The sequence below is a fragment of the Hyphomicrobium sp. genome, from assembly GCF_041674905.1.
GTDB lineage: Bacteria > Pseudomonadota > Alphaproteobacteria > Rhizobiales > Hyphomicrobiaceae > Hyphomicrobium_B.
Genome location: NZ_JBAYUV010000032.1, coordinates 1 through 22,501, shown reverse-complemented (window position 1 = coordinate 22,501; position 22,501 = coordinate 1). Strand labels below are relative to the sequence as shown.

Genomic DNA, 22,501 nt, shown 5'->3' with positions numbered 1-22,501 from the left:
AGATCAGCCGGTTGGGTCCTGTATAGCAGGCCTGAATTTTGACCGGCAGGGCTGAGGCCCATCACGGCGGCATCACACATCCGACATCCGCGCCCTTCGAACAGGCATCGCGCTCGCGCGGGTCTGCTTATTGGCGTTCAAACCACAATTCGCGCCTGTGCGAGCAGGCAGTTCCATTCAACAAGGAGACCGAATGTCCGCTGAAGTATCACGAGAGATGAACCCGTCGCGCGAGGATTTTGCCGCGCTGCTCGCCGAGAGCCTTGCCAAGGACGACCTGTTCGAAGGTTCCGTCGTTAAGGGCAAGATCGTCGGCATCGAAAAAGACATGGCAATCATCGACGTCGGCCTGAAGATGGAAGGCCGCGTGGCGATGAAGGAATTCGGGGTCGGCGGCAAGCCGGGCGATCTCAAGGTCGGCGATACCGTCGAAGTCTACCTGGAGCGCGTCGAAAATGCGCTCGGTGAGGCTGTGCTGTCGCGCGACAAGGCTCGCCGCGAAGAAAGCTGGACGCGCCTCGAACGTTTTTATGAAAAGGGCGAGAAGGTTACGGGCGTCATCTTCAATAAGGTCAAGGGCGGCTTTACCGTCGACCTCGACGGCGCGGTTGCGTTCCTTCCCGGTTCGCAGGTTGATATCCGCCCCGTGCGCGATATCGGACCGCTGATGCATCAGCAGCAGCCGTTCCAGATCCTGAAGATGGATCGCCGTCGCGGCAACATCGTCGTCTCGCGCCGTTCGGTGCTGGAAGAGAGCCGTGCCGAACAGCGCACGGAGATCGTCGCGCGTCTCGCCGAGGGCCAGATCATCGACGGCCTCGTCAAGAACATCACCGACTACGGTGCGTTCATCGATCTCGGCGGCATCGACGGCCTGCTGCATGTCACCGACATGGCATGGCGTCGCGTCAATCATCCGTCCGAGATCCTGAACGTCGGCGATACGGTGAAGGTGCAGATCATCCGCATCAACCCGGAAACGCAGCGTATCTCGCTCGGCATGAAGCAGCTTCAGTCGGATCCGTGGTCGTCGATCGAGGCGAAGTATCCGGTCGGTGCACGGGTCAAGGGCACGGTCACGAACATCGCCGACTACGGCGCGTTCGTCGAGTTGGAGCCGGGCGTCGAAGGTCTGATCCACGTCTCGGAAATGAGCTGGACGAAGAAGAACACGCACCCTGGCAAGATCGTTTCGACGAGCCAGCAGGTCGAGGTTCAGGTTCTCGAGGTCGATCCGCAGAAGCGCCGCATCTCGCTTGGTCTCAAGCAGACGCAGGAAAATCCGTGGGATGGCTTCCTGACCTCGCATCCGAAGGGCTCGATCGTCGAAGGTCCGATCCGCAACATCACCGAGTTCGGTCTGTTCATCGGCCTCGACAACGGCATCGACGGCATGGTCCACCTCTCCGACCTCGACTGGCAGAAGGCGGGCGACGAAGTCATCAAGGACTACAAGAAGGGTGACAACGTCAAAGCCATCGTGCTCGACGTCGACGGCGCGAAGGAGCGCATCTCGCTCGGCATCAAGCAGCTTGCGGGCGACCCGGCCGATGCCATGGCGAAGTACAAGAAGGGCGACGCCGTAACCTGCACGGTGACCTCGGTCAGCGAAGCCGGCATCGAAGTGAAGATCGCCGACAGCGAATTGACGTCGTTCGTCAAGCGCGGCGACCTCTCGCGCGATCGCTCCGAGCAGCGCCCCGAGCGCTTCAACGTCGGTGACAAGCTCGACGCGGGCGTTATCTCGGTCGACAAGGCGGCACGCCGCATCGCAGTTTCGGTCAAGGCGCTGGAGCTTGCCGAAGAGAAGCAGGCGGTGGCGCAGTACGGATCGTCGGATTCCGGCGCTTCGCTCGGCGACATCTTCAAGGCCGCCATCAAGAAGCGTGAGGGAGCCGAAGACGGCGAGTGATCGTTGCGTCTTCAACTGAATAGAGAGGCGCGCGGCAATCTTTGTCGCGCGCTTAACTTTATCCGCGAGGCATATGGACGTCTTGGTTGCCCGCGGCCTGAACCTTGCCTACCTTTCGCCCTTAAGAACGCCTCGTCAAAGCTTTGCCACGAAACGAGGCGTCATCCGTTGATGGAAAGGCACTCCCCCCATGCTTGAGACGGAAACAGTTCTGGATCGCCGCCGGCTTCGCCGCTCGGTCTCGCTTTGGCGCGCTGCCGGGCTCGCCGCGGTTCTGATTGCCATCGGCGCGCTGACGCTCAGTGGCGACAAGCTCGCGACGCTGGCTGGTGAAAAGCAGATCGCGCGCATCACCATTGAAGGCACGATCTCGGAAGACCGCGATCAGCTCAAAATGCTGAAGGATATCGCCGACGACGCCAGCGTCTCTGGCGTGCTCATGTATGTAAACAGCCCCGGCGGCACGACGACCGGCGGGGAGGCGCTTTATGAAGGCCTGCGCGCGCTTGGCGCAAAAAAACCGATCGTCGCCCAGTTCGGCACCGTCGCGGCGTCGGCGGCTTATATCGCCGGTATTGCCACCGATCATATCGTGGCCCGCGGCAACTCGATCACCGGCTCCGTTGGCGTCATCGTCCAGTGGCCTGAATTCGTGCAGCTCCTGGACAAGGTCGGCGTCAAGGTCAACGAGGTGAAGAGCGGACCGCTCAAGGCATCGCCATCGCCGTTCGAGCCGCTGGATGAAGGCGGTAAGCAGGTCGCGCAGGGCATGGTCAACGACGGATTCAAGTGGTTCGTCGGCCTTGTGGAAACCCGCCGTGGCGTCAAGGCGGCCGACATTCCGGGCCTTCTGGACGGCCGGATTTTCTCGGGCCGCGAGGCGCTGCAGGCGAAGCTCGTCGACCAGATCGGCGGCGAGGACGAGGCCGTCAAATGGCTGAAAGACGAGAAAAACGTGCCCCAGAACGCCAAGCTCGTCGATTGGAAGCCGTCGGCGCCGAACAGCTACGGATTCGCCGGGATGTCGGCCCACATAGCGGGCTTTTTATTGGGTTCGAACGCCGGGGAACTTGTAAATTTCCTCAGTCAAGAGCGCTCGTTTTCAACGCTTGGTCTTGACGGTCTTCTTTCGGTTTGGCATCCTTCTGAAAAATAAGGAAAAATGATCGCTGTTGCTGGGGAGCGAAACGTGATCAAATCAGAACTCGTTCAAAAAATTTCGACTGCAAATCCGCATCTTTATCATCGCGATGTGGAGCGTATCATCAACGTGATCTTCGATGAGATCGTCGATGCGCTGTCGCGAGGAGATCGTGTCGAGCTGCGAGGCTTCGGCGCCTTCACCGTGAAGCATCGGGCGTCGCGCCAGGGCCGCAATCCGCGCACCGGCACGACTGTGGCGGTTGCTGAAAAGTTCGTGCCGTTTTTCAAGACCGGCAAGGAGCTTCGCGATCGTCTGAATACGCTCAACGGCCACCAGCCTGCGTAAGACGACATCGAAGGTAGCGAGGTAGGATTGTGTTTAGGCGTATATTGGCGCTCTTCGTTGCGTTCCCTCTCGGGGCCATTCTCATCGCGATCGCGGTTTCAAACCGGCAACCGGTTGCGCTGATCCTCGATCCCTTCGTGCCGGAAAATCCGGCGCTTTCGATCCAGTTGCCGTTCTACGCTTATCTGCTCGGCGCGCTCGTCGTCGGCGTTATCCTCGGCGGTGTCGCAACGTGGATGGGGCAAAGCCGCTGGCGGCAGACGGCCCGCGCGCAAGGTCAGCGCGCGCAACGCTGGCAAGCCGAAGCCGATCGCTTGACGCGCGAGCGCGAGACGAGCGCTCCCGCAACGAGATCCGACCTTGCCATCGCAAGCCGATGATGCGGTGAGACTTCAATGACTTTCGATGCATTGACACTGTTCGGTCTCGTCGCCGTGTCGCTGATGCTGCTGTTCTATACCTTCGAGGAGAACAGCCCTTGGTGCATTTTCGGTTTCGCGATCGCCTGCGCGATGGGATCGGTTTACGGCTTCTTGCAGGGCGCTTGGCCGTTTGGCCTAGTGGAAGGCGTTTGGACATTCATCGTTTTAAAACGCTGGCAGAAGCGCCGTCTGACAGGCGCGCCGGCTTAACGGTTTGCATATGACGGCAGAAGCCAAGATTTGCGGAATCAAGACGCGCGAAGCGTTGACGGCCGCCCTCGACGGGGGCGCCGATTACGTCGGTTTTGTTTTTTTCGCGCGGAGCCCCCGGCACCTCGATATTGCGACAGCGCGAAGCCTTGCGGACGAGGCGCGCGGCAAAGCCAGGATCGTTGCGTTGACGGTTGATGCCGACGACGCCGCACTCGACGAGATCGCAAGCGCGATTGCTCCGGATTTCTTTCAGCTTCACGGCAGCGAGACGGCCGAACGCGTTGCCGATGCTAAGGCGAAGTTCGGACGCAAGATCATCAAGGCCGTCCCGGTCAGAACGTCGGAAGATGCGTCGGCGGCGCGAACCTATACGAAGGTCGCGGATCTGATCCTCTTCGACGCCAAGGCGCCGTCGGGTGCGACGCGTCCAGGCGGGCACGGGCGAACATTCGATTGGAGCGTTCTAGCGGCCATTTCTCGGGAAATTCCGTTTATGCTGTCGGGCGGCCTCACACCCGACAACGTCGAGGAGGCCATGCGGGCAACACGTCCACAGGCAGTCGATGTTTCCTCGGGTGTTGAAACGTCGCCGGGAGTCAAAGATGTGGAGTTGATCCGCCGCTTTCTTCAAGCCGCAAAGACGGCTAAGCAGGGCTAACAGGATCAAACGCGGTTCGCGGCTTGGATAGATCGATGGCGACGACGCAAAAGAAGGCTGGGGAAGCGAAGCTCAACAGCTACGCGACCGGCCCGGACGACAAAGGCTTTTTCGGTATCTTCGGCGGCCGTTTCGTCGCCGAAACCTTAATGCCGCTGATTCTCGATCTCGAGCGCGCCTATGACACGGCGAAAAACGATCCTGAGTTTCAACGCGAAATCGATTTTCTCAACAAGCATTACGGCGGCCGTCCGAGCCCGCTCTATCATGCCGAACGCATGAGCGCCGAGCTTGGCGGCGCGAAGATCTATTTCAAGCGCGAAGAACTCAACCACACGGGTTCGCACAAGATCAACAACTGCCTCGGGCAAATCCTGCTCGCGCGGCGCATGGGCAAGACGCGCATCATCGCCGAGACGGGCGCGGGCCAGCACGGTGTCGCCGTCGCGACCGTCTGCGCCAAGTACGGGATGCCGTGCGAAATCTACATGGGCGCGACCGACGTCGAGCGCCAGTCGCCGAACGTCGCGCGCATGGCATTGCTCGGCGCCAAGCTCAATCCGGTAACGTCCGGCGCGGGCACGCTCAAAGACGCGATGAACGAAGCCCTGCGCGACTGGGTAACGAACGTTCGCGACACCTATTATCTGATCGGCACTGCGGCAGGCCCGCATCCTTATCCGGCGATGGTTCGCGATTTTCAGGCAATCATCGGCAACGAAGTCCGCGCTCAGATAATCGAAGCGGAAGGCCGGCTGCCGGATACGATCGTCGCGTGCATCGGCGGCGGCTCGAATGCGATCGGAATTTTCCATCCCTTCCTCGACGACAAGGACGTCGCCATTTACGGCGTCGAAGCCGGCGGCCACGGATTGAACGTCGAGAACGGCCACGCCGCGTCGATGAATGGCGGCTCGCCCGGTGTCCTGCACGGAAACCGCACCTATCTTTTGCAAGATAGCGACGGCCAAATCCTCGAAGGCCATTCGATTTCGGCGGGGCTCGATTATCCCGGCGTCGGACCGGAGCATTCATGGTTGAAGGACATCGGCCGCGTGACCTACGTCGCGGTGACCGACAAGGAAGCGCTTGAAGCGCTGCAGGTCTGCACGCGGCTCGAAGGCATCATTCCGGCGCTGGAGCCGAGCCACGCGCTCGCGCACGTCATGAAGCTCGCACCGAAGCTGCCGAAGGACAATCTGCTCGTGGTGAACGTCTCGGGCCGCGGCGATAAAGACCTTTTCACCGTCGCCAAACACCTCGGCATGAAGATCTGAAAATGACCGCACCCACTCGCATCGACGCGCGCTTCGCGGCGCTGAAGAAAGAAAAGCGCCCGGCACTGATCACCTTCGTCACTGCGGGCGATCCGGATATTGAAACGAGCAAGGCGATCCTCGGCGGTCTTGCGAATGCAGGCGCCGATGTCATCGAACTCGGCATGCCGTTCTCCGACCCGATGGCCGACGGACCGGCAATTCAAGCCTCATCGCAGCGGGCGCTGAAGGCTGGACAGACGATGGTCAAGACGCTGCAAATGGTGCGCGACTTCCGTGCCGTGGATGACGCGACACCGATCGTCCTTATGGGCTACTACAACCCGATTTATGTCTACGGCAACGAACGCTTCATCGCCGACGCCAAGGCCGCCGGTGTCGATGGGCTGATCGTCGTCGACGTGCCACCTGAGGCTGACGACGAGCTTTGCCTCCCCGCTCTCCGCGCGGGCCTCAATTTCATCCGTCTGGCCACGCCTACAACGGACAAGGCACGCCTGCCTGCGGTGCTCCAGAATACTTCGGGTTTTGTCTATTACGTCTCGATCACGGGCATTACCGGCGCGGCCGCCCCGGTTGTAAACGACGTTCAAAAACAGGTCGGCGCGATAAAAAGTGCCACGCCGCTGCCTGTGGTTGTAGGATTTGGCGTAAAATCGGGTGATCAGGCCCGCGCGCTCGGCCAGAATGCCGATGGCGTGGTCGTCGGCTCGGCCATTGTCTCGAGAATAGAAAAATCCCTGGGGGCAAAGGGCGAAGCGACCCCCGGGACGACCAAAGATGTGCTGGAACTGGTGAAGGAGTTAAGCTCAGCATTACGCGGCGGCTAGCACCCCGGGGCGATTAGCTCTATTGGAAGGCCACCGCCGAGCCCCCATTTTTGTGCAGTGCCCTAGCGCAGGCCGGACGTGTGGCGCTAAATTGAAGCTGCCCGGCCGAGAGCCTGCCCACCGTGCCCGCACGTGAAGGCGGCGCGCCGCTGCAGTGGACGACGAGGAGCCTACCCGAGTGAATTGGATCAACAACGTTGTCCGCCCGAAGATCAGCGGGCTGTTGTCGACAGCTAAGCGTGAGGTGCCGGACAATCTTTGGGTGAAGTGCCCAGAGACGGGAGAGATGGTCTTTTATAAAGACCTCGAGGCCAACGAGTTCGTCGTTCCCGGTTCCAACTATCATATGCGGATGGATTCGCAGCAGCGCCTGCGCCATCTGTTCGACGGCGGTGACTATCGCACGGTCGCCATTCCAGCCGTGCAACAGGACCCGCTGAAGTTTCGCGACGGGCGAAAATATACCGACCGTCTGAAGGACGCCAAGGCGACGACGAAGCTCGATGATGCCGTTCTCGTCGGCGAGGGTCAGCTTGACGGCCAGCCGGTCGTCTCGGCCGTGCAGGACTTCCGCTTCATGGCCGGTTCGCTCGGCATGGCGGCGGGCGAAGCGCTCATCACCGGCATGCTGCGCGCGGTCGAACTCAAGACGCCCTTCATTCTTTTCGCGGCCTCCGGCGGTGCGCGCATGCAGGAAGGCATCCTGTCTCTGATGCAGATGCCGCGCACGACGATCGCAGTTGAGCGCCTGAAAGATGCGCGACTGCCCTACATTGTCGTTCTGACCGATCCGACGACCGGCGGCGTGACCGCCTCTTATGCGATGCTTGGCGACGTCCATATCGCGGAGCCCGGCGCGCTCATCTGTTTTGCGGGGCCCCGCGTCATCCAGCAGACGATCCGCGAGCAATTGCCCGATGGTTTCCAGCGCGCCGAGTATCTGCTTTCGCACGGCATGGTCGACATGGTCGTGCATCGCCATCAGCTGCGTGAAACGCTGTCGCGCGTCTGCAAGCTTTTGATGGGCGGAGCGCAGGTGGCGAAAGCCAAGGACACGCACAAGATGAACGGCAAGCCGTACATGAATGGCTCTCCGGTCGACAGCAAAGTTGTGGAGACGGCGGCTCGCGAAAGCGGAGCCGTGGTTGAGCCGGAAGTCGTCCCGAACAGCCAACGCTTCGAGCCGGGCAAATCGGACAAGAAGCGCGACGAGCCGGCGTCACCACAGCAGAACGTCAAGGACGCGCCGCACGGCGCCTGATCAGGCAACCAATCAGCAGACGTACGGCAGCCATCATGATCCCGTCGAAGACACGTCCGTCGAGCGACGCTCTGCTCGGTGATTTGATGCTTCTTCATCCGAAGCTCATCGATTTATCGCTTGGCCGTGTCGAGCGTCTGCTCGCCAAGCTCGGCCATCCCGAGCGGAAGCTGCCTCCCGTCGTCCATATCGCGGGCACGAACGGCAAGGGCTCGATCACGGCGTACCTCCGCTCGTTCATGGAGGCCGCCGGCAAGCGCGTGCACGTCTATACGTCGCCGCATCTGGTCCGTTTCCATGAGCGCATCGTGCTCGCTGGCCCCGACGGCACGGCACGAGCGATCGACGAAGAGTCTCTCGTTGACGTTCTGATGCGCGTGCAGGCCGTGAACGACGGCGAAGACATCACGCAGTTCGAGATCACGACTGCGGCTGCATTTCTTGCCTTCTCCGAGACGCCCGCCGACATCTTGTTGCTTGAAGTCGGCCTTGGCGGCCGCCTCGATGCGACGAACGTCATTCCCGATCCGGCGCTGACGGTCATCACGCCGATCTCAATGGATCACGCCGAGAAGCTTGGCCCGACGATCAGCAAGATCGCGGCCGAAAAGGCCGGCATCCTGAAGGGCGGCGTTGCCGGTGTCATCTCGCAGCAATCGAACGAAGTTCTGGCGGTCATCGAAGCACGCGCGCGCACCATCGGCGCGGAGTTGACGGTCTTCGGCCGCGACTTCGATGCCTACGAGCAGACCGGCCGCCTGGTCGTCCAACGCGAGGAGCGTCTACTCGACTTGCCGCTTCCCGCGCTCGTCGGCAGGCATCAGATTGGCAACGCCGGAACCGCGGTCGCGGCGGCTCTTGTCCTTGGTGAACGAATTCCGGCGTTGAGGCTCGACGAAAGCGCCATAGAAATCGGCCTCCGCACGGTCGAATGGCCAGCTCGGATGCAGCGGCTGTCGTCCGGCCCGTTACCGGACATTCTAGGAGATGAAGCCGAGCTTTGGCTCGATGGCGGGCACAATCCCGCGGCGGGAGACGTGATCGCCGACACGCTTGCCGCTCTCGATGAGAAATCGCCCAAGCCCGTCTATCTCGTCGTCGGTATGATGGGTCAAAAGGATGCGCTGGGTTTCCTCGCGCCATTCCGGGGCTTGGTGCGCGCCATCTATACCGTGCCGATCCCCGGCGCGACCGAGGCTCCGCATACGCAGGAAAATCTCGCGGAGACGGCGCGGGTCGCCGGTATGCAGGCGACGGATCGCGAAAACGTGATCGACGCGCTGCAGACGATTGCTGCACTGCCGAAGGGACCGAAGCGGGTCTTGATCTGCGGCTCGCTCTATCTTGCGGGCTACGTTCTCACGCTCCAGCAACAGTCACATTAGCGTCGCATGGCGAACCGCTTACGCGCTTGAGCGCAGCATTTTTTTATCAAATGATGCGGCGCGGATACTTTCAGCGCGCTACACTGCGGCTGGCGTTCGCGCATGGCTCGCCCTACTAATGAACAAGACCAGCGCTATGGCTTGACGAGGTGCGCCTGGGTTATCACTTCGCCCAAGAAGCTGCCCCAAAGCACAAATTAATCGGAGGAGATCTGCGATGCAGCACGTTGCTATGGATAAACTCAAAGGCCGGCAAGTCATCAAGGCTCGTTACGACAACTTCATCGGAGGCAAGTGGGTCGCCCCGGTTCGTGGGCAGTATTTCACCAACGTCACTCCGATCACGGGCCAGCCCGTTTGCGAAATCGCACGCTCGACGGCCGAAGACATCGAACTCGCTCTCGACGCCGCTCATAAGGTCCGCGAGTCCTGGGGCAGCACGTCGCCCGCGGCGCGCGCACGCGTCCTGGCGAAGATCGCGACCCGGATGGAAGAGAACCTCGACGTTCTCGCTCTCGTCGAGACGATCGACAACGGCAAGCCGATCCGCGAGACCACGCACGCGGACGTACCGCTCGCGATCGATCATTTCCGTTATTTCGCGGGCTGTCTCCGGGCGCAGGAAGGTTCGATTTCCGAAATCGACAACGACACGGTCGCGTATCATTTCCATGAACCGCTCGGCGTCGTCGGCCAGATCATTCCGTGGAACTTTCCGCTGTTGATGGCGGTGTGGAAGCTCGCGCCGGCGATTGCTGCTGGCAACTGCGTCGTGCTGAAGCCCGCCGAGCAGACGCCGATGTCGATCATGGTTCTGATGGACATTATCGGCGACATTCTTCCCGAAGGCGTGATCAACGTCGTCAACGGCTTCGGCGTCGAAGCGGGCAAGCCGCTCGCCCAGAACAAGCGCATCGCCAAGATCGCCTTCACCGGCGAGACGACGACCGGTCGCTTGATCATGCAGTATGCGTCCGAAAACATCATCCCGTGCACGCTGGAGCTTGGCGGTAAATCGCCGAACATCTTCTTCGCGGACGTGATGGATGCGGATGACGAATACTTCGACAAGTGCCTCGAAGGCTTCACGATGTTTGCCTTGAACCAGGGCGAAGTCTGCACCTGCCCGAGCCGGGCGCTGATCCAGCGTTCGATCTATGAGAAATTCATGGAACGGGCTCTGCAGCGCGTCGTGAAGATCAAGCAGGGTCATCCGATGGACGCCACCACGATGATCGGCGCCCAGGCTTCCAACGATCAGCTCGAGAAAATTCTGAGCTACGTCGAGATCGGCAAGGGCGAGGGCGCTCGCGTGCTGACGGGCGGCAAGCGTGCCGACCTCGGCGGCGAGCTGTCGTCGGGCTACTACGTCGAGCCGACGGTTCTCGAAGGCCACAACAAGATGCGCGTGTTCCAGGAAGAAATCTTCGGACCGGTGCTCGCGGTCACGACCTTCGAGGATGACGCGGAAGCTCTCGCCATCGCCAACGACACGCTCTATGGCCTCGGCTCGGGCGCGTGGACGCGCAACGGCACCCGCGCCTACCGCATGGGCCGCGCCATCCAGGCCGGCCGCGTCTGGACAAACTGCTATCATGCCTATCCGGCGCACGCTGCGTTCGGTGGCTACAAGATGTCGGGCATCGGCCGCGAAACGCATAAGATGATGCTCGATCACTATCAGCAAACAAAGAACCTGCTCGTCAGCTACAGCCCGAAGGCGCTCGGCTTCTTCTAAGACTTTTTGAATGTAAGAGTTTTGGGCGGGGCGCGTTCGGTCAACGAATGCGCCCCGCTTTCATTTTGAGGACTGGCGTTGGACATCGTCTGTCAACTGACGACCTCATCGGAACGCGAGGATCGAATGTCGTCCGCGCAGATCTCAGCCACTCCTGAGGCATCCGCTGCCTTGCGGCGCGCCACGACGGAGCATGGACCGCTGATGTTCCATACCAGCGGCGGCCGGGTCGGAGGCCGGCAATATCCGATCTGCCTTCCGGCCGAGACGTTGCGGCTCGGCGCGCGCGATCATCTGCTTGGCGAGGTCGAAGGCGTTCCGGTCTACGAGATGGAGGATCGAGAGGGCGGCATCGCCTGCCGCGCCGATGCCTACGTTCTCGATGTCGCCGCCGGCCCTGCCATCGGATTTTCCATTAGAGCGGCGCCGGGAAAACGCTTTGTGCTGATGCCGGTTGCAGAGAACGCCTGCACGGATCATATCAAGAGGGAAGAGACGTGACGTGGATCGATCCCGCGGACCGGATTTTACGTTTCGGAAGGGTCGCGACACGATACATGGGCGGAGGAAACAGATGTCCGTTGTAACACCAGAAAGGCCCGCGACGACGACAACGCGCGTCTCGTGCACTGAGCCGTCGCAGAACCTGATCAAGAAGCTCGAAGGGCTTCACGGGCCGTTGCTTTTCCATCAATCCGGCGGCTGCTGCGATGGCAGCTCGCCGATGTGCTACCCGCGCAGGGAATTCAAGGTCGGCGCGCAGGACGTTTATATGGGCGAGATCGGCGGCCAGCCGTTCTACATGGGCCGGTCACAGTTCGAATATTGGCAGCACACCCATCTGATCATCGACGTCGTTCCAGGTCGCGGCTCGGGATTTTCCGTCGAGTCGCCCGAAGGCGTTCGCTTCCTGACGCGGTCGCGTGTCTTCACCGACGCCGAGAATGATGCGCTCGATGCAATCGGGCCGCCGCCGACAGGTGTCGAGCATCCGCCGGGCTAGAGTGCTTCCGGAAAAGTGGGAACCGGTTTTCCGATAAGAAGCACGATACAACAAAGAGCTAGAGCCGATCCGCGATTCAACAAAAAGCGGAAAGGCTCTAGGAGCGGCTAGCGGGCTGAACTCAAAAACACAACATCAGGGAAGCATCGAATGTCTGCATCAAAGACCCTTCGCGAGATCACGGGCATGGGCAACACGCCGACGACAGTCGGCAAGTCCGCGCTCGTGCTGATCGATTGCCAGAATACGTATCGCGAAGGCCTCATGCAGCTTGAGGGCGTCGAACCGGCTCTCGCTCAATGCGAGAAGCTTCTTGCGCGCTATCGCGATGCAGGGCGGCCCGTCATCCATATCCAGCACGACGCTGGCGCCGGCACCCCCTACGACGTCAACGATCGCATCGGCGCCATCGCCGACCCGGTGAAGCCGCGCGACGGCGAGCCCGTCGTCGTCAAGAATTATCCGAACTCGTTTGAGAAAACGAACCTCGACGAGCTTCTCAAAGGCTATGGCGTGGAGGATGTCGCGTTCGTCGGTTTCATGACGCACGTCTGCGTCAACTCAACGGCACGCGCGGCGTTCAATCACGGCTATCGCGCGACGGTCGTCGGCAATGCGACGGCCACGCGATCGCTGCCGAGCCCGACCGGCGGCGTGACGTCAGCCAAGGACCTGCACGAAGCAAGCCTGACGGCACTGAACGACATCTTCGCGGTCGTCGTGCCGAGCACGGACGACATCGCGAATTAGGCACCGGCACGCTTGCAGCCCGCGCAATAAAAAAGGCCCCGCCATGCGCGGGGCCTTTCTTATTCGGGAAACGGCGTGCAGATTTATACGGACGCTGCGACGCTGGAATTGATCCAGTCTTCGAGTTTCTTCTTCTGCACGATGGCGCCGGTATGCTGCGCCGCGACCTTGCCCGCCTTGAAGATCAGCAGCGTCGGCATGGCACGGATGCCATAAGTGCCGGTGACGCGCGGGTTCTCGTCGACGTCGACTTTTACGACCTTGATCTTGCCAGTCATCTCCTTGGCAACCTGATCCAGCGCCGGAGCCATGGCCTTGCAGGGCCCGCACCACGTGGCGTGGAAGTCGACGAGGACCGGCTCGTTCGACTTTAAGACTTCGTCGTCGAAGCTTGCGTCAGTTACTGCATTAGCCATTGATTTTTCTCCATTTCGGGCCGGGGGTTGGGGGAGCCGGACCCGCTTAGTCGCGCACGCGCGTGGCCATAAAACCGATCCCACAGGTAGGTATTTCGTCAAGGAGCGTCAAGGCTCTGGACGTCAAGATCCCAAAGCCGTGACTGATAGCCATCGAGCACATCCTCGGGGACTTCCATAAGCCGCGGCCCATCCGTCCAGAGCAGGGCGGCCCGGACGCGGCGGCCCGGATAAATCTCCCCGAGAGCCAGCCGGTAGGCCGCAAGCTGGTAAAGGTAGGCGGCCGCGACAAACCGCACGTCCGAGGGTGGCGGCCGGTTCGTCTTGTAGTCGACGATCAAAACTTCCTCGTCGGTCACCGCAAGCCGGTCGATTTGGCCGGAGAGGTCGAGCGCCGGCCCAGAGCCTTTCGGGCGCGGAATGACGGCGGCAATCGGAACCTCGGCCATGCTGTTCGGCCCGAACAGCGGCGCGAAGTCTGTCGACGAGAGGATCGCCAGCGTCTCCTGGACGATGCCAGCGCGAGCTTTTTGGGACAGTGGCGCACCGCGCTTGGCGACAAAGGCGGTCGCAATCGTCTCGCGGTCGTTCGCCGCCACGGCGGGCAGATGCTGCAACAACGCATGCGTCAGCGTTCCACGCAGGAAGCGATGCTCGCTGTTTCCGGCGAGCGGCGACGGCGCATCGTACGTCGCGGCGGCATCGGCTTTGACCGGCATGATGGGCTCACCTTCCGCGTCCGGAGCATAGGGCTCGAGCCGCGACGGCGCGAGCGGCACGGAAAGCTTCGGCTCCGGCCGTGCGGGCTTCGACGCGAAGGCAGGTCTTGCCTCGCTTTCGCGTTGTCGCGTTTTCTCTTCGCGCGGCTTTTCAAGTTCGGCGGTTTGACCCGTTTCGATGCGCCAGATTTTTTTGCCGCCGTCCTCGATCTCTTGCGCGATGGGCAGCAGCGCATCCGATATCGCGTCATACCAGCAGAAATCCGCGCGGCCTTTTTTGCCCTCGAACCCTGCGATGTAGAGACGGTCGCGGGCGCGCGTCATCGCAACGTAGAGAAGGCGGTTGCGCTCCTGATGCTCGCGGCCTTCACGCGCGCGACGCGCGTCTACCACCGCCTCGATCCGCGATGTTCGTTTGACGGTCCAGACAATCGGTTCCGGGATGTTGTCAGGGCGCGGAAGGCGCGGCAGCCGGACGAGGCTCGCCGCCGAGATATCGCCCGATGCCGTCGTGCAGGTATCGGGGAGAAATACGATCGGAGCTTCGAGTCCTTTCGCGCCGTGCACCGTCATGACGCGCACTTCATCGCGCCCGTGGTCCATGTCGCGTTTGACTTCCGGCGCGACGGCGCGCAGCTCGGCGAGAAATTGCGTGAGCGATGGCGGTGTGCCGTCGTCGTAGCTCAACGCAAGATCGAGAAATTCGTCGATCACATCGGCGGCTTCCGGGCCGAGGCGGCAAAGCATCTTCTCGCGCGCTCCATCGCGATCGAGCACGCTCGAGAAGAATTCGAACGGCGGCGTGAAGTCGGCCTTGGCGCGCCAGCGCTTCAGCGTTTCCGCGGCGAGCTTGTACTCGGATTTGACGTCCGTGTTGTCGAGCAGCGCCGACCACAGCGTTTTGCTTTTGCGACCCGGTGCGATGGCCAGCAGGTCGTTGTCGTCGAAACCGAAAATCGGACCTTTCAAGACGCAGGCAAGCGCCAGATCGTCTTCCGGCAGGATCAGGAAGTCGCCGAGAGCCATCAAATCCTGCACGGCGATCTGGTCGGTCAGCGCGATCCGGTCCGAGCCCGCGACCGCAATACCGCGACGCTTCAAGGCCGCGACCATCGGCACCGCGAACGGATTGCGTTTGCGCACCAGGATCAGGATATCGCCGGCACGAATTGGTCTTCCTTGCGACACCAGGTGCTCGCCGCTATCGAGCCAGCCTTTGATCGTGTCCGCGATGTGTTCCGCGAGACGATTGGCGGGTGATCGCTCGCTCGTATCCGTGAGCGGCGCCCACGGATCGGCGGCGGTAAGCTCATCGGATTTTTCCGTCGGCCAGATCTCGACGAGACCGGCCTGTCCGAGCCGAATGGCATTGTGCTTCGGCGGCGGCCCTCCGGCCGTTAAGCCCGGCGTTTTCTCGGCGTCTGCGAACACGGCGTCGACGGCGGCCAGAACCGGCGTCACCGTGCGAAACGACATGGTCAGCTCGATTGGCTTCCAGACAAGTCCCGCATCGCGTGCCAGCGCCGCGAAGCGGGTGCCCGCATCCGCGAACATTTTTGGATCGGCGCCCTGGAAGGAATAGATCGATTGCTTTTCATCGCCCACGGCAAACACAGTGCGCGGTGACCCATCGCGCGTGGCAGCTCCAATGAAGAATTCGTTCGCCAGAGCTTTGACAATGTCCCATTGCTCCGGGCTCGTGTCCTGCGCTTCATCGACAAGGACGTGATCGAGACCGCCGTCAAGCTTATAGAGCACCCACTGTGCCTGGCCGCCTTTGCCTTCGAGCAGCGATTTAGTTTTCAAAATGAGATCGGCGAAGTCGAGCGCCCCGGCGCTGCGGCGTGCTTCGGTGTAGCGTTGCAGGATGATGCCGGCAAAGGCATAGAGCGCCATCGAGGATTCGACGAGCGTCAGCGCCCTGAGTTCGTTCGCCAGCGCAACGAGCCTCTGCTGCGCGACGAGACAGCGATCATTGAGGCCGGGCTTCGCCGACGCCAGCGCCTTGGTCATCAGCGATTTGCGCGGCTCGCCTTCTGTCGTCAGGAAATAATTGGAGAGCGCTTCGAAACGGCGCTGCGCATCCGTCAGACCGGCAGCCGTCTGCAGCGTCGGCACATGGCCAATATCACTCGCCTTGCCCGTCGCGAGGTGCTCCGCAAGCTCACGCAAGTCGGCGTCGGAGAGGACGCACGCACAGTCCTGATAAATGTCGCGAACGGCGATGGCCGCGCGAACGCCCAAGCTCGCGCGCAGATGCGTTTCGATCGCCGTCACGTCTGCGAGCGTCGCGCCAGCGCCGGACTCGCGCTGTTTTGCAACGTCCAGCCAGCGGCGCTCCTCCACCGCGTTGCTGATCAATTTCTCGAATTGCGTATCGGTCGCGTAGCGCACGATGATGTCCAGTGCGCGCCCAAGCGGCGTCTCGGGGTTTGACGTCGCGTCCAGCAGCGTCTGCTCGATGGCACGTGCCTTCAAATCTTTTGCGGCGGCATCATCGAGAATCTTGAAATCCGGCGGCACACCAGACTCCAGCGGAAATCGCTGCAGCAAGCGCTCGGCGAAAGCGTGAATCGTCTGAACCTTGAGGCCGCCAGGTGTCTCGATGGCGTTGGCGAAAAGGCGCCGCGCCAATTGCAGGGTCTCGACTGAGACGTCGCCGCCTGTCACCTTGACGATGTCTTCTTTCAGCGCTTTGGCGTCAGTGGTGACCCAGCCCGCGAGGCGGTCGAAAACGCGGCGCGACATCTCGGCGGCGGCGGCCTTCGTATAGGTGAGGCAGAGAATTTTTTCGGGCGACGTTCCAGCGAGCAGCAAGCGCAGGACGCGCAATGTCAGAACGTGCGTCTTGCCGGTTCCGGCATTGGCCTTGACCCACGCGGAGGCCAGCGGATCGGCGGCGTTGCCCTGCTGCCGGTCGGTCTCCTGGCGCAATGCGTCGAGCGAAAGACGTTTTGTTTCGAGGTTCATTGCGCCGCCTCCTCGTCGACATGGGCGGACCATTCGGCGACGCGCGCCAACTGCGCGTAGGCGTCATAGTCGTAGCTATAGCTCGGACGCCGGAGCGCACGATAGGGCGTCGCGGGATTGTCGAATTCCGCGATCAGGCGTTCGAGTCCCGTGCGGGCTTTGTTCGCGAGCGCGGCGATATCGTCGGACTTGATCGCGCGTTCCTCGCCCGCTGGTTCGCCGCCCGACGCGCGAATGTAGCGAAGCGCCTCGACCGTGCGGCCCGCGAGATTGGGAAATCCGGTGTCGCCGAGCGCGATGGCGGCTTCGAGAGGCAGCTGCGGCGAGCGCCCATCCACGACCCACTCCTGCTTCGGGATCGCGCCCGTCTTGTAATCGGTGATGACGAGGGCGGAACCCGTGTCGTCGATCCGGTCGGCGCGCGCCGTGAGCGTGAACGGTTCCGGCGTCGGCGCGAGCACGAGGCTTCCGGAGATTTCGGCGATGACGTTGCGAACGCCGTCACGCCGTTTGTCTTCGCCCTCCGCGAACCATGAAAGAAAGCGCTTCAGGCGCGGCATCCAGAATGCGGCGATGCGTGCGTTTCCGGTGTAGCTATGGAGCACATCGGATGCGATTTTTTCCAGTTCCGCCAGCGGATTGTCCGGCAGGCAATTGGGAAACGCGTTTGCAAAACGCGACAGGACGTCGTGGACGAGTGCGCCGCGCAGGCTCGCGTCCGGCGATGCGCCCAACGGCGGCAGGGGTTCCAGCTTCAGGATATGACGCGCGTAAGTCGCGTAAGGGTTTGCGATCCAGCGTTCGATGTCGGTGACGCTCATCCGGCGCGGCCGGAGAGCGAGCGCCGGGCGCGGCTCCGGTGGCTTGATGGTCGTGCGCTTGCCCGCGATATGGTCGCGCGCGCGGGCCCAGGCGAGCCACGGCTTATCGGCATCGAAAACGGCTTCGAGATTCATGCCCTTGAGTAACGCGCGCATGCGCATCAGCCAGCGGGACGGAACCGTCGGCACGCCGTCGACTTTCTCGGCGCGCGTGAGATAGATCGTCTTCGCGCCGAGCAGCGAGGTGAAATCGTGCGCGGCCCGGCCGATTTCTTCTTCGGGAGACGGCAATCCAAGATCGCGCCGCATCGGGCGGTTGAGCCAGGCTCCAGGCTCCGCGGCTTCCGGCCACGTGCCTTCATTGAGCGAGCCGAGCACCAGAACATCCGGTTGCTGCAGACGCGCTTCGAAAGGTCCCCAGATGGAGATGCGCGGATGAACAGCCGTCCGCTCGCGCACGTTCTCGCGCGCCAGCAGCATCGCATAGAGATCGGCGTAGTCGGCGGCGCGAATTTCGACCGGCGGCGTTGCATCGTCCAACAGCTTCGCGAAAAAGCGCGACGCGGTTTCTCCCGCTTCGCCCTGCCAAAGCGGATTGACCGATGCGTCCGATGAGGCGTCGTCCTCGGGCAGCGTGGCGAGGGCTTCTGCCGCTTCGGCATGAGCACGCGCAAAAGCCGACAACGGTAGGTCACCGCTTGCGGCATAGAGATCAGACAACGGCTGGAAGGCGGCGGCTAATCGGGTGATCAGCTCACGCGCGCCGTCGCAGTCGTCAGGCCAGAGCCGACGCGCGGCGGAATGCATCCGCTTTTTTTCCGCGCGGTCGCGTTCGGCCGTTTCGAACGCGGCGCGAACGCCTTCGAGCCCGTGCCCGAGGTACGAGGTGCGGAAGGCGCTGATTTCGAGCGCGCGCGCGAATTTCCGGATATCAAAGGGGGTGAACCTCAGCCGGCACAATGGGTGCCGCAGCAGGGCCATCGTCTCCGCCGGTGAGAAGTCGCTGACGATGGCGCCGACGACGAGCGCCAGAAATGCGCCAGGCACGGTTTTCGCGAAGGGCCGTCCGGCACTGTCGTCGACGCGGATGCCCCAGGCTTCGAGCCGGATCGCGACGCGCCGGGCCAGAACGCGATCGGGAGAGACGAGAGCCGCGGTCTGCCCTGGCGTTTCGATGGCTTCCCGCAAAATCAATGCGACAGTCTCGGCTTCGTCCTGCGCCGACGGCGCTTCGATCAGCGATATGCCGGCGAGCCCGCGTCCGAGCTGGTCTTTGTCGGCGGTCGTCGCATAGCGATGCCATTGATCGGTCGACGACGAAGGACGCATGGCTTCGCTGACGAAGGCCGCGCGCGTTCGGTCCGCGGCATCGGACGCCAATCCCGGTAGCGTGAGGACCGCGCCACGTTCGACTCCGAGAGCGTCCAATAGTTTCTTCAAGCCGAATTGCGGATGCTCGGGATGGTCGCGAACGATGCCGCTCCAGCTTGCGTCGTCCAGCGTGTGATCGAGGGCGGGCAGCACGATTGCGCCGGATGAGCGGGCAGCAACCGCGCGCATCAATTCGACGGTCGCCGGAATAGATCCCGTGATCCCGGCGACGATGACGATTTCGTCCGGCTCTAGCTTCGAGATGCGCTCGGCTTCGGCGAGGATCAGCGCATTGCGCCGTGCTTCCGGCGACGTCATGCCGTTGGCTTCGAGATACGCGGGCCAGAACTCGGTTACGATCTTCAGGAAATCGACGGTCTTCTGCCAATGCTCGGCATAGGTTTCCGGAACCAGATTTTGAATGCCCGAAAGCGAGACGTTCTCGCGCTCGATGTCATCCATGAGCTTGCCAAGCTCAGCCGCGAGGCGCGCAGCCTGAGATGGCGTCGAGCCGGAACTGCGGTCGGCGTCGGATTGCGCCGTCGTTGCGCGCCAATGACTGATGAGCTGCATCAAGACGAGCGTCCGGTCGAGCGGATCGATCGCGGGCGGTTGATCGAGCGCGGCGAAGCCGGAAAGGCCATCGCCTGAGAGACTTGAGATCAGCGAACGATCGTCGTCGCCTTCGGAAATCGGCCGGATGCGCGGCATGATGATCGCGGACGCGTCGGCAACCGACAGAAACGCCTCGCGCGCTGCGCGAGAGGCGCGCCGCGTCGGCAGCAGCAGCGTGATGTTCGGCAGCTTGATGAGATCGGGTGCGGTGCCGTTTGCTGCTGGCAGGTCGCCGTTCAGGATCGCGCGGGCGACGGCTTTCAGGAACGGCACACCGGGTGGCAGCGTGAAAATGTTCGCGGCCATCAATCTTCTCCCGGAAGTGTGGAACCGGCCGCCATGGAATTCGCGATGGCATTTTCAGCTTCGCCGATGGCGTCCGGCGTTCCGACGTGCATCCAGATTCCTTCGAGCCGCACGCCGAAAAGACGTCTTTTCGCGATGGCGCCATTCCATAGTGTGTTGAGTGAGAATGCTCCCTTCGGCGCGGTGTCGAAGAGGCGTGGATGGGCGATCGAGACACCCGCGAAGACGAACGGTGCGAGGCGCGCACCCGTCTGCCGTGCCAGTCGCCCAGTCGTGTCCATCTGGAAATCACCGGCCCCGTCGTAACCGATGCTTGTTGCGATGGGTGCGACAAGCATCAGGCTGTCCATCGCCGCATCGTCCCAGGTATCGATCAGCCGGTCGAGATTGGACCCCATGCCCTCGATCCAGATCGAGTCGGAGTTGTGAATGAGGAATGGCGCATTGCCGAGTTTTGGAAGCGCCTTCGCCACGCCGCCTCCGGTATCGAGCAATTCGCCGCGTTCATCCGAAATGGTGATCTTGGGAGTCTTGCGATCACGGAGATGGTCTTCGATCTGATCGGCGAGATAATGGGCGTTGACGATCGCCTCCGTGATGTGCGCGTCCGCCAAGCGGTCGAGCACCTGATCGATCAGCGGCCTTCCGGCGACGGAGACGAGAGGCTTCGGTCGCGTCTCAGTCAGGGGTCGCATCCTCTCGCCCTTTCCGGCGGCTAACACAAAGGCGCGGGTCGGGCGCTTCGTGGAGGTCATCGGCGGGTTCTCCGGAATTCGGTTAAATCGTCAGCGGTTGCGCCCGCAGCTTCGGAGGCAGGTTCCGGTCATACCATGCCGAAAGTGTCAGCAGTCCCTCATGTCTGAGGTCGCGCTCGAGATACCCCCAGATCCTTGGCAGATGGGCGAGGTATTGCCGCTTCCCGTCGCGCATCGCGAGTCGCGCGAAAATACCGAGGATTTTCGTATTGCGCTGGGCACCGAGAGCCGCGTAGGCGAAACGGAATTCCTCTGAATCGAATGCCGCGTCGCGCTCGCCCTTAGCGGCAATGTAATGCTCGAGCAGGTCGCGTTCTATGGCCTCGGGAACGTCGATTCGCGCGTCCTGCAGCAACGACACGAGGTCGTAGGCGGCAGGTCCTTGCATCGCATCCTGGAAGTCAATGAGGCCGACGTCGCGCGGCGGCGCGCGATCATCGAGCGCGATCAGATTTGGTGAGTGATAATCTCGTAGAAGCCATGACCGCCGTTGCTGCAAGACGCGTTCGAAAGCACGGCGCCACTCGGCGGTGAATTCATCACGTGCGGCCTGAGGCGCTGCAACACCATGCAGCGCTGGCCAGTACCAATCGAGCAGCAGTTGCGTCTCGATTTCGAGAACGCCCTCGTCGGCATCGGGTAGCGTGAAATCGGTGCCGTCCGAGAGCCGGATGTGTGGCGGGGGCGGAACGGCCTGCAGCGCCAGCAATGCATCGGTGGCGCGTAGCCACAGAGCTTTCTGATCGCCGCCACGTTGAACCTCCGGACCGAAAACCTTGTCGCCGAAATCCTCGACGATCAGCAGGCCCTGAACGAAATCTTCCGCGAGAATCTCCGGCGTCGAAACACCGGCTTCGCGCAGCGCATTGGCGATGGCGACGAACGCCGTGACGTCTTCGGCGAGATGCGCGATGGCGCTGTAGGGCTTTCCATCGTGGATCGGCGGTCCATCGGGACGCCGTGGTGAATCGACCAGAAGCGCGCGAGCGCCGTCCGCCTTGGTGAGGCGCGCATAGCGGCGAGGCGAAGCATCACCCTGCAGATAGACGAGGCGTGTTTCCGTCCCGCCCCAGCCCGAGGCTTCGACGAAGGCGCGGATCGCAGCAAAGCGCTGCAGCCGTTCGACGAGCGAAGCCGCCGGCGTTATCGTAACCGTTCGCAGGATTTCGCTATCGCCTTCTTCGAGCAGCAGCGCGACGCCATCTTGAGGGATGCGATTGCCGCCGCGCGACGGCCATTCGATGACGGCAACGCCGCGCTTCAGTGCCGTTTCGAGTCCAAGCTCGTCGATCTCGTCCGGATCGGTCAGGCGGTAAAGATCGAAATGCGCAACCTCGAAGCGTGGCGTCTCGTAGCTTTGCGTCAACGTGAAGGTCGGGCTCGGAACGTCGAGCGCGGGATCGCCCGCGAGCGCCCGTATCAGGGCGCGTGCGAACGTCGATTTGCCCGCGCCGAGGTCACCTTCGAGACAAAGCGTGTCGCCGGATTGCAGAAAAAAAGCCATCTCGTCGGCGAGACGGACGACGTCGTTTTCGGACAGATCGCGAAACTGAAATGAACTCATCGGACCTTGAACTTATGCTGCCCGCC

Annotated in this window: 19 protein-coding genes; 14 read left to right on the top strand and 5 right to left on the bottom strand. The window is 62.1% G+C overall.

The window, feature by feature from the left end:
• Positions 1-193: 193 nt before the first annotated feature.
• The 14 genes from rpsA to WC026_RS12645 all read left to right on the top strand — a co-directional run bounded on the left by rpsA (position 194) and on the right by WC026_RS12645 (position 12,938).
• On the top strand, positions 194-1,912 hold the full coding sequence (rpsA, locus tag WC026_RS12710; protein ID WP_372711383.1) for a 30S ribosomal protein S1: 1,719 nt from the start codon (positions 194-196) through the stop codon (positions 1,910-1,912).
• A 190-nt stretch (positions 1,913-2,102) separates the two neighbouring features.
• A complete protein-coding gene (gene sppA, locus WC026_RS12705; RefSeq protein WP_372711382.1) occupies positions 2,103-3,068 on the top strand; it encodes a signal peptide peptidase SppA in 966 nt (321 codons plus the stop codon).
• Positions 3,069-3,101: 33 nt separating this feature from the next.
• Entirely contained in the window at positions 3,102-3,401 is a 300-nt protein-coding gene (gene ihfB, locus WC026_RS12700) for an integration host factor subunit beta (RefSeq protein ID WP_372711381.1), read from the top strand.
• Between the two features lie 29 nt (positions 3,402-3,430).
• Complete coding sequence (locus tag WC026_RS12695; protein WP_372711379.1) at positions 3,431-3,781, top strand: hypothetical protein; 351 nt, start codon at positions 3,431-3,433, stop codon at positions 3,779-3,781.
• Between the two features lie 15 nt (positions 3,782-3,796).
• The gene (locus tag WC026_RS12690; RefSeq protein WP_372711377.1) at positions 3,797-4,033 is read left to right on the top strand and encodes a hypothetical protein; all 237 of its coding nucleotides are present in this window, start codon (positions 3,797-3,799) and stop codon (positions 4,031-4,033) included.
• Positions 4,034-4,043: 10 nt separating this feature from the next.
• A complete protein-coding gene (locus WC026_RS12685) occupies positions 4,044-4,694 on the top strand; it encodes a phosphoribosylanthranilate isomerase (protein ID WP_372711375.1) in 651 nt (216 codons plus the stop codon).
• A gap of 35 nt (positions 4,695-4,729) precedes the next feature.
• Positions 4,730-5,971 carry a tryptophan synthase subunit beta gene (gene trpB / locus WC026_RS12680; protein ID WP_372711373.1) on the top strand — a complete coding sequence of 414 codons (1,242 nt, stop codon included), beginning with the start codon at positions 4,730-4,732 and terminating at the stop codon, positions 5,969-5,971.
• 2 nt (positions 5,972-5,973) lie between these two features.
• A complete protein-coding gene (gene trpA / locus WC026_RS12675; protein ID WP_372711371.1) occupies positions 5,974-6,801 on the top strand; it encodes a tryptophan synthase subunit alpha in 828 nt (275 codons plus the stop codon).
• 178 nt (positions 6,802-6,979) lie between these two features.
• Positions 6,980-8,062: an acetyl-CoA carboxylase, carboxyltransferase subunit beta gene (gene accD, locus WC026_RS12670; protein ID WP_372711369.1), complete on the top strand. Its 1,083-nt coding sequence runs from the start codon at positions 6,980-6,982 to the stop codon at positions 8,060-8,062.
• A 35-nt stretch (positions 8,063-8,097) separates the two neighbouring features.
• Positions 8,098-9,447, top strand: a complete 1,350-nt coding sequence (locus WC026_RS12665; RefSeq protein WP_372711367.1) for a folylpolyglutamate synthase/dihydrofolate synthase family protein — start codon at positions 8,098-8,100, stop codon at positions 9,445-9,447.
• Positions 9,448-9,664: 217 nt separating this feature from the next.
• Positions 9,665-11,185 carry an aldehyde dehydrogenase gene (adh, locus tag WC026_RS12660; RefSeq protein ID WP_372711365.1) on the top strand — a complete coding sequence of 507 codons (1,521 nt, stop codon included), beginning with the start codon at positions 9,665-9,667 and terminating at the stop codon, positions 11,183-11,185.
• Positions 11,186-11,311: 126 nt separating this feature from the next.
• A complete protein-coding gene (locus tag WC026_RS12655; RefSeq protein ID WP_372711363.1) occupies positions 11,312-11,686 on the top strand; it encodes a DUF779 domain-containing protein in 375 nt (124 codons plus the stop codon).
• A gap of 73 nt (positions 11,687-11,759) precedes the next feature.
• Positions 11,760-12,188 carry a DUF779 domain-containing protein gene (locus WC026_RS12650; RefSeq protein WP_372711361.1) on the top strand — a complete coding sequence of 143 codons (429 nt, stop codon included), beginning with the start codon at positions 11,760-11,762 and terminating at the stop codon, positions 12,186-12,188.
• Positions 12,189-12,338: 150 nt separating this feature from the next.
• Positions 12,339-12,938, top strand: coding sequence for a cysteine hydrolase family protein (locus WC026_RS12645; RefSeq protein WP_372711359.1), 600 nt, complete (start codon positions 12,339-12,341; stop codon positions 12,936-12,938).
• A gap of 83 nt (positions 12,939-13,021) precedes the next feature.
• Here the strand turns inward: WC026_RS12645 and trxA are convergent, their stop codons facing one another.
• The 5 genes from trxA to tsaE form a co-directional block, all read right to left on the bottom strand.
• Entirely contained in the window at positions 13,022-13,354 is a 333-nt protein-coding gene (gene trxA / locus WC026_RS12640; RefSeq protein WP_013216267.1) for a thioredoxin, read from the bottom strand.
• Positions 13,355-13,452: 98 nt separating this feature from the next.
• Entirely contained in the window at positions 13,453-17,043 is a 3,591-nt protein-coding gene (gene addA / locus WC026_RS12635) for a double-strand break repair helicase AddA (protein WP_372711357.1), read from the bottom strand.
• Positions 17,040-20,156, bottom strand: coding sequence for a double-strand break repair protein AddB (gene addB, locus WC026_RS12630; RefSeq protein ID WP_372711355.1), 3,117 nt, complete (start codon positions 20,154-20,156; stop codon positions 17,040-17,042). The genes addA and addB overlap by 4 nt, the downstream gene beginning before the upstream one ends.
• On the bottom strand, positions 20,156-20,911 hold the full coding sequence (locus WC026_RS12625) for a nucleotidyltransferase family protein (protein ID WP_372711354.1): 756 nt from the start codon (positions 20,909-20,911) through the stop codon (positions 20,156-20,158). The genes addB and WC026_RS12625 overlap by 1 nt, the downstream gene beginning before the upstream one ends.
• 22 nt (positions 20,912-20,933) lie before the next feature.
• Positions 20,934-22,475, bottom strand: a complete 1,542-nt coding sequence (tsaE, locus tag WC026_RS12620) for a tRNA (adenosine(37)-N6)-threonylcarbamoyltransferase complex ATPase subunit type 1 TsaE (protein WP_372711352.1) — start codon at positions 22,473-22,475, stop codon at positions 20,934-20,936.
• Positions 22,476-22,501 lie beyond the last annotated feature (26 nt).

Coding starts and splice junctions, on each gene's coding strand:
- trxA (WP_013216267.1), bottom strand. CDS start 13,354: ATGGCTAATGCAGTAACTGACGCAAGCTTCGACGACGAAGTCTTAAAG.
- addA (WP_372711357.1), bottom strand. CDS start 17,043: ATGAACCTCGAAACAAAACGTCTTTCGCTCGACGCATTGCGCCAGGAG.
- WC026_RS12685 (WP_372711375.1), top strand. CDS start 4,044: ATGACGGCAGAAGCCAAGATTTGCGGAATCAAGACGCGCGAAGCGTTG.
- WC026_RS12655 (WP_372711363.1), top strand. CDS start 11,312: ATGTCGTCCGCGCAGATCTCAGCCACTCCTGAGGCATCCGCTGCCTTG.
- trpA (WP_372711371.1), top strand. CDS start 5,974: ATGACCGCACCCACTCGCATCGACGCGCGCTTCGCGGCGCTGAAGAAA.
- WC026_RS12665 (WP_372711367.1), top strand. CDS start 8,098: ATGATCCCGTCGAAGACACGTCCGTCGAGCGACGCTCTGCTCGGTGAT.
- WC026_RS12645 (WP_372711359.1), top strand. CDS start 12,339: ATGTCTGCATCAAAGACCCTTCGCGAGATCACGGGCATGGGCAACACG.
- WC026_RS12690 (WP_372711377.1), top strand. CDS start 3,797: ATGACTTTCGATGCATTGACACTGTTCGGTCTCGTCGCCGTGTCGCTG.
- WC026_RS12650 (WP_372711361.1), top strand. CDS start 11,760: ATGTCCGTTGTAACACCAGAAAGGCCCGCGACGACGACAACGCGCGTC.
- rpsA (WP_372711383.1), top strand. CDS start 194: ATGTCCGCTGAAGTATCACGAGAGATGAACCCGTCGCGCGAGGATTTT.
- tsaE (WP_372711352.1), bottom strand. CDS start 22,475: ATGAGTTCATTTCAGTTTCGCGATCTGTCCGAAAACGACGTCGTCCGT.
- trpB (WP_372711373.1), top strand. CDS start 4,730: ATGGCGACGACGCAAAAGAAGGCTGGGGAAGCGAAGCTCAACAGCTAC.
- sppA (WP_372711382.1), top strand. CDS start 2,103: ATGCTTGAGACGGAAACAGTTCTGGATCGCCGCCGGCTTCGCCGCTCG.
- addB (WP_372711355.1), bottom strand. CDS start 20,156: ATGGCCGCGAACATTTTCACGCTGCCACCCGGTGTGCCGTTCCTGAAA.
- WC026_RS12625 (WP_372711354.1), bottom strand. CDS start 20,911: ATGACCTCCACGAAGCGCCCGACCCGCGCCTTTGTGTTAGCCGCCGGA.
- adh (WP_372711365.1), top strand. CDS start 9,665: ATGCAGCACGTTGCTATGGATAAACTCAAAGGCCGGCAAGTCATCAAG.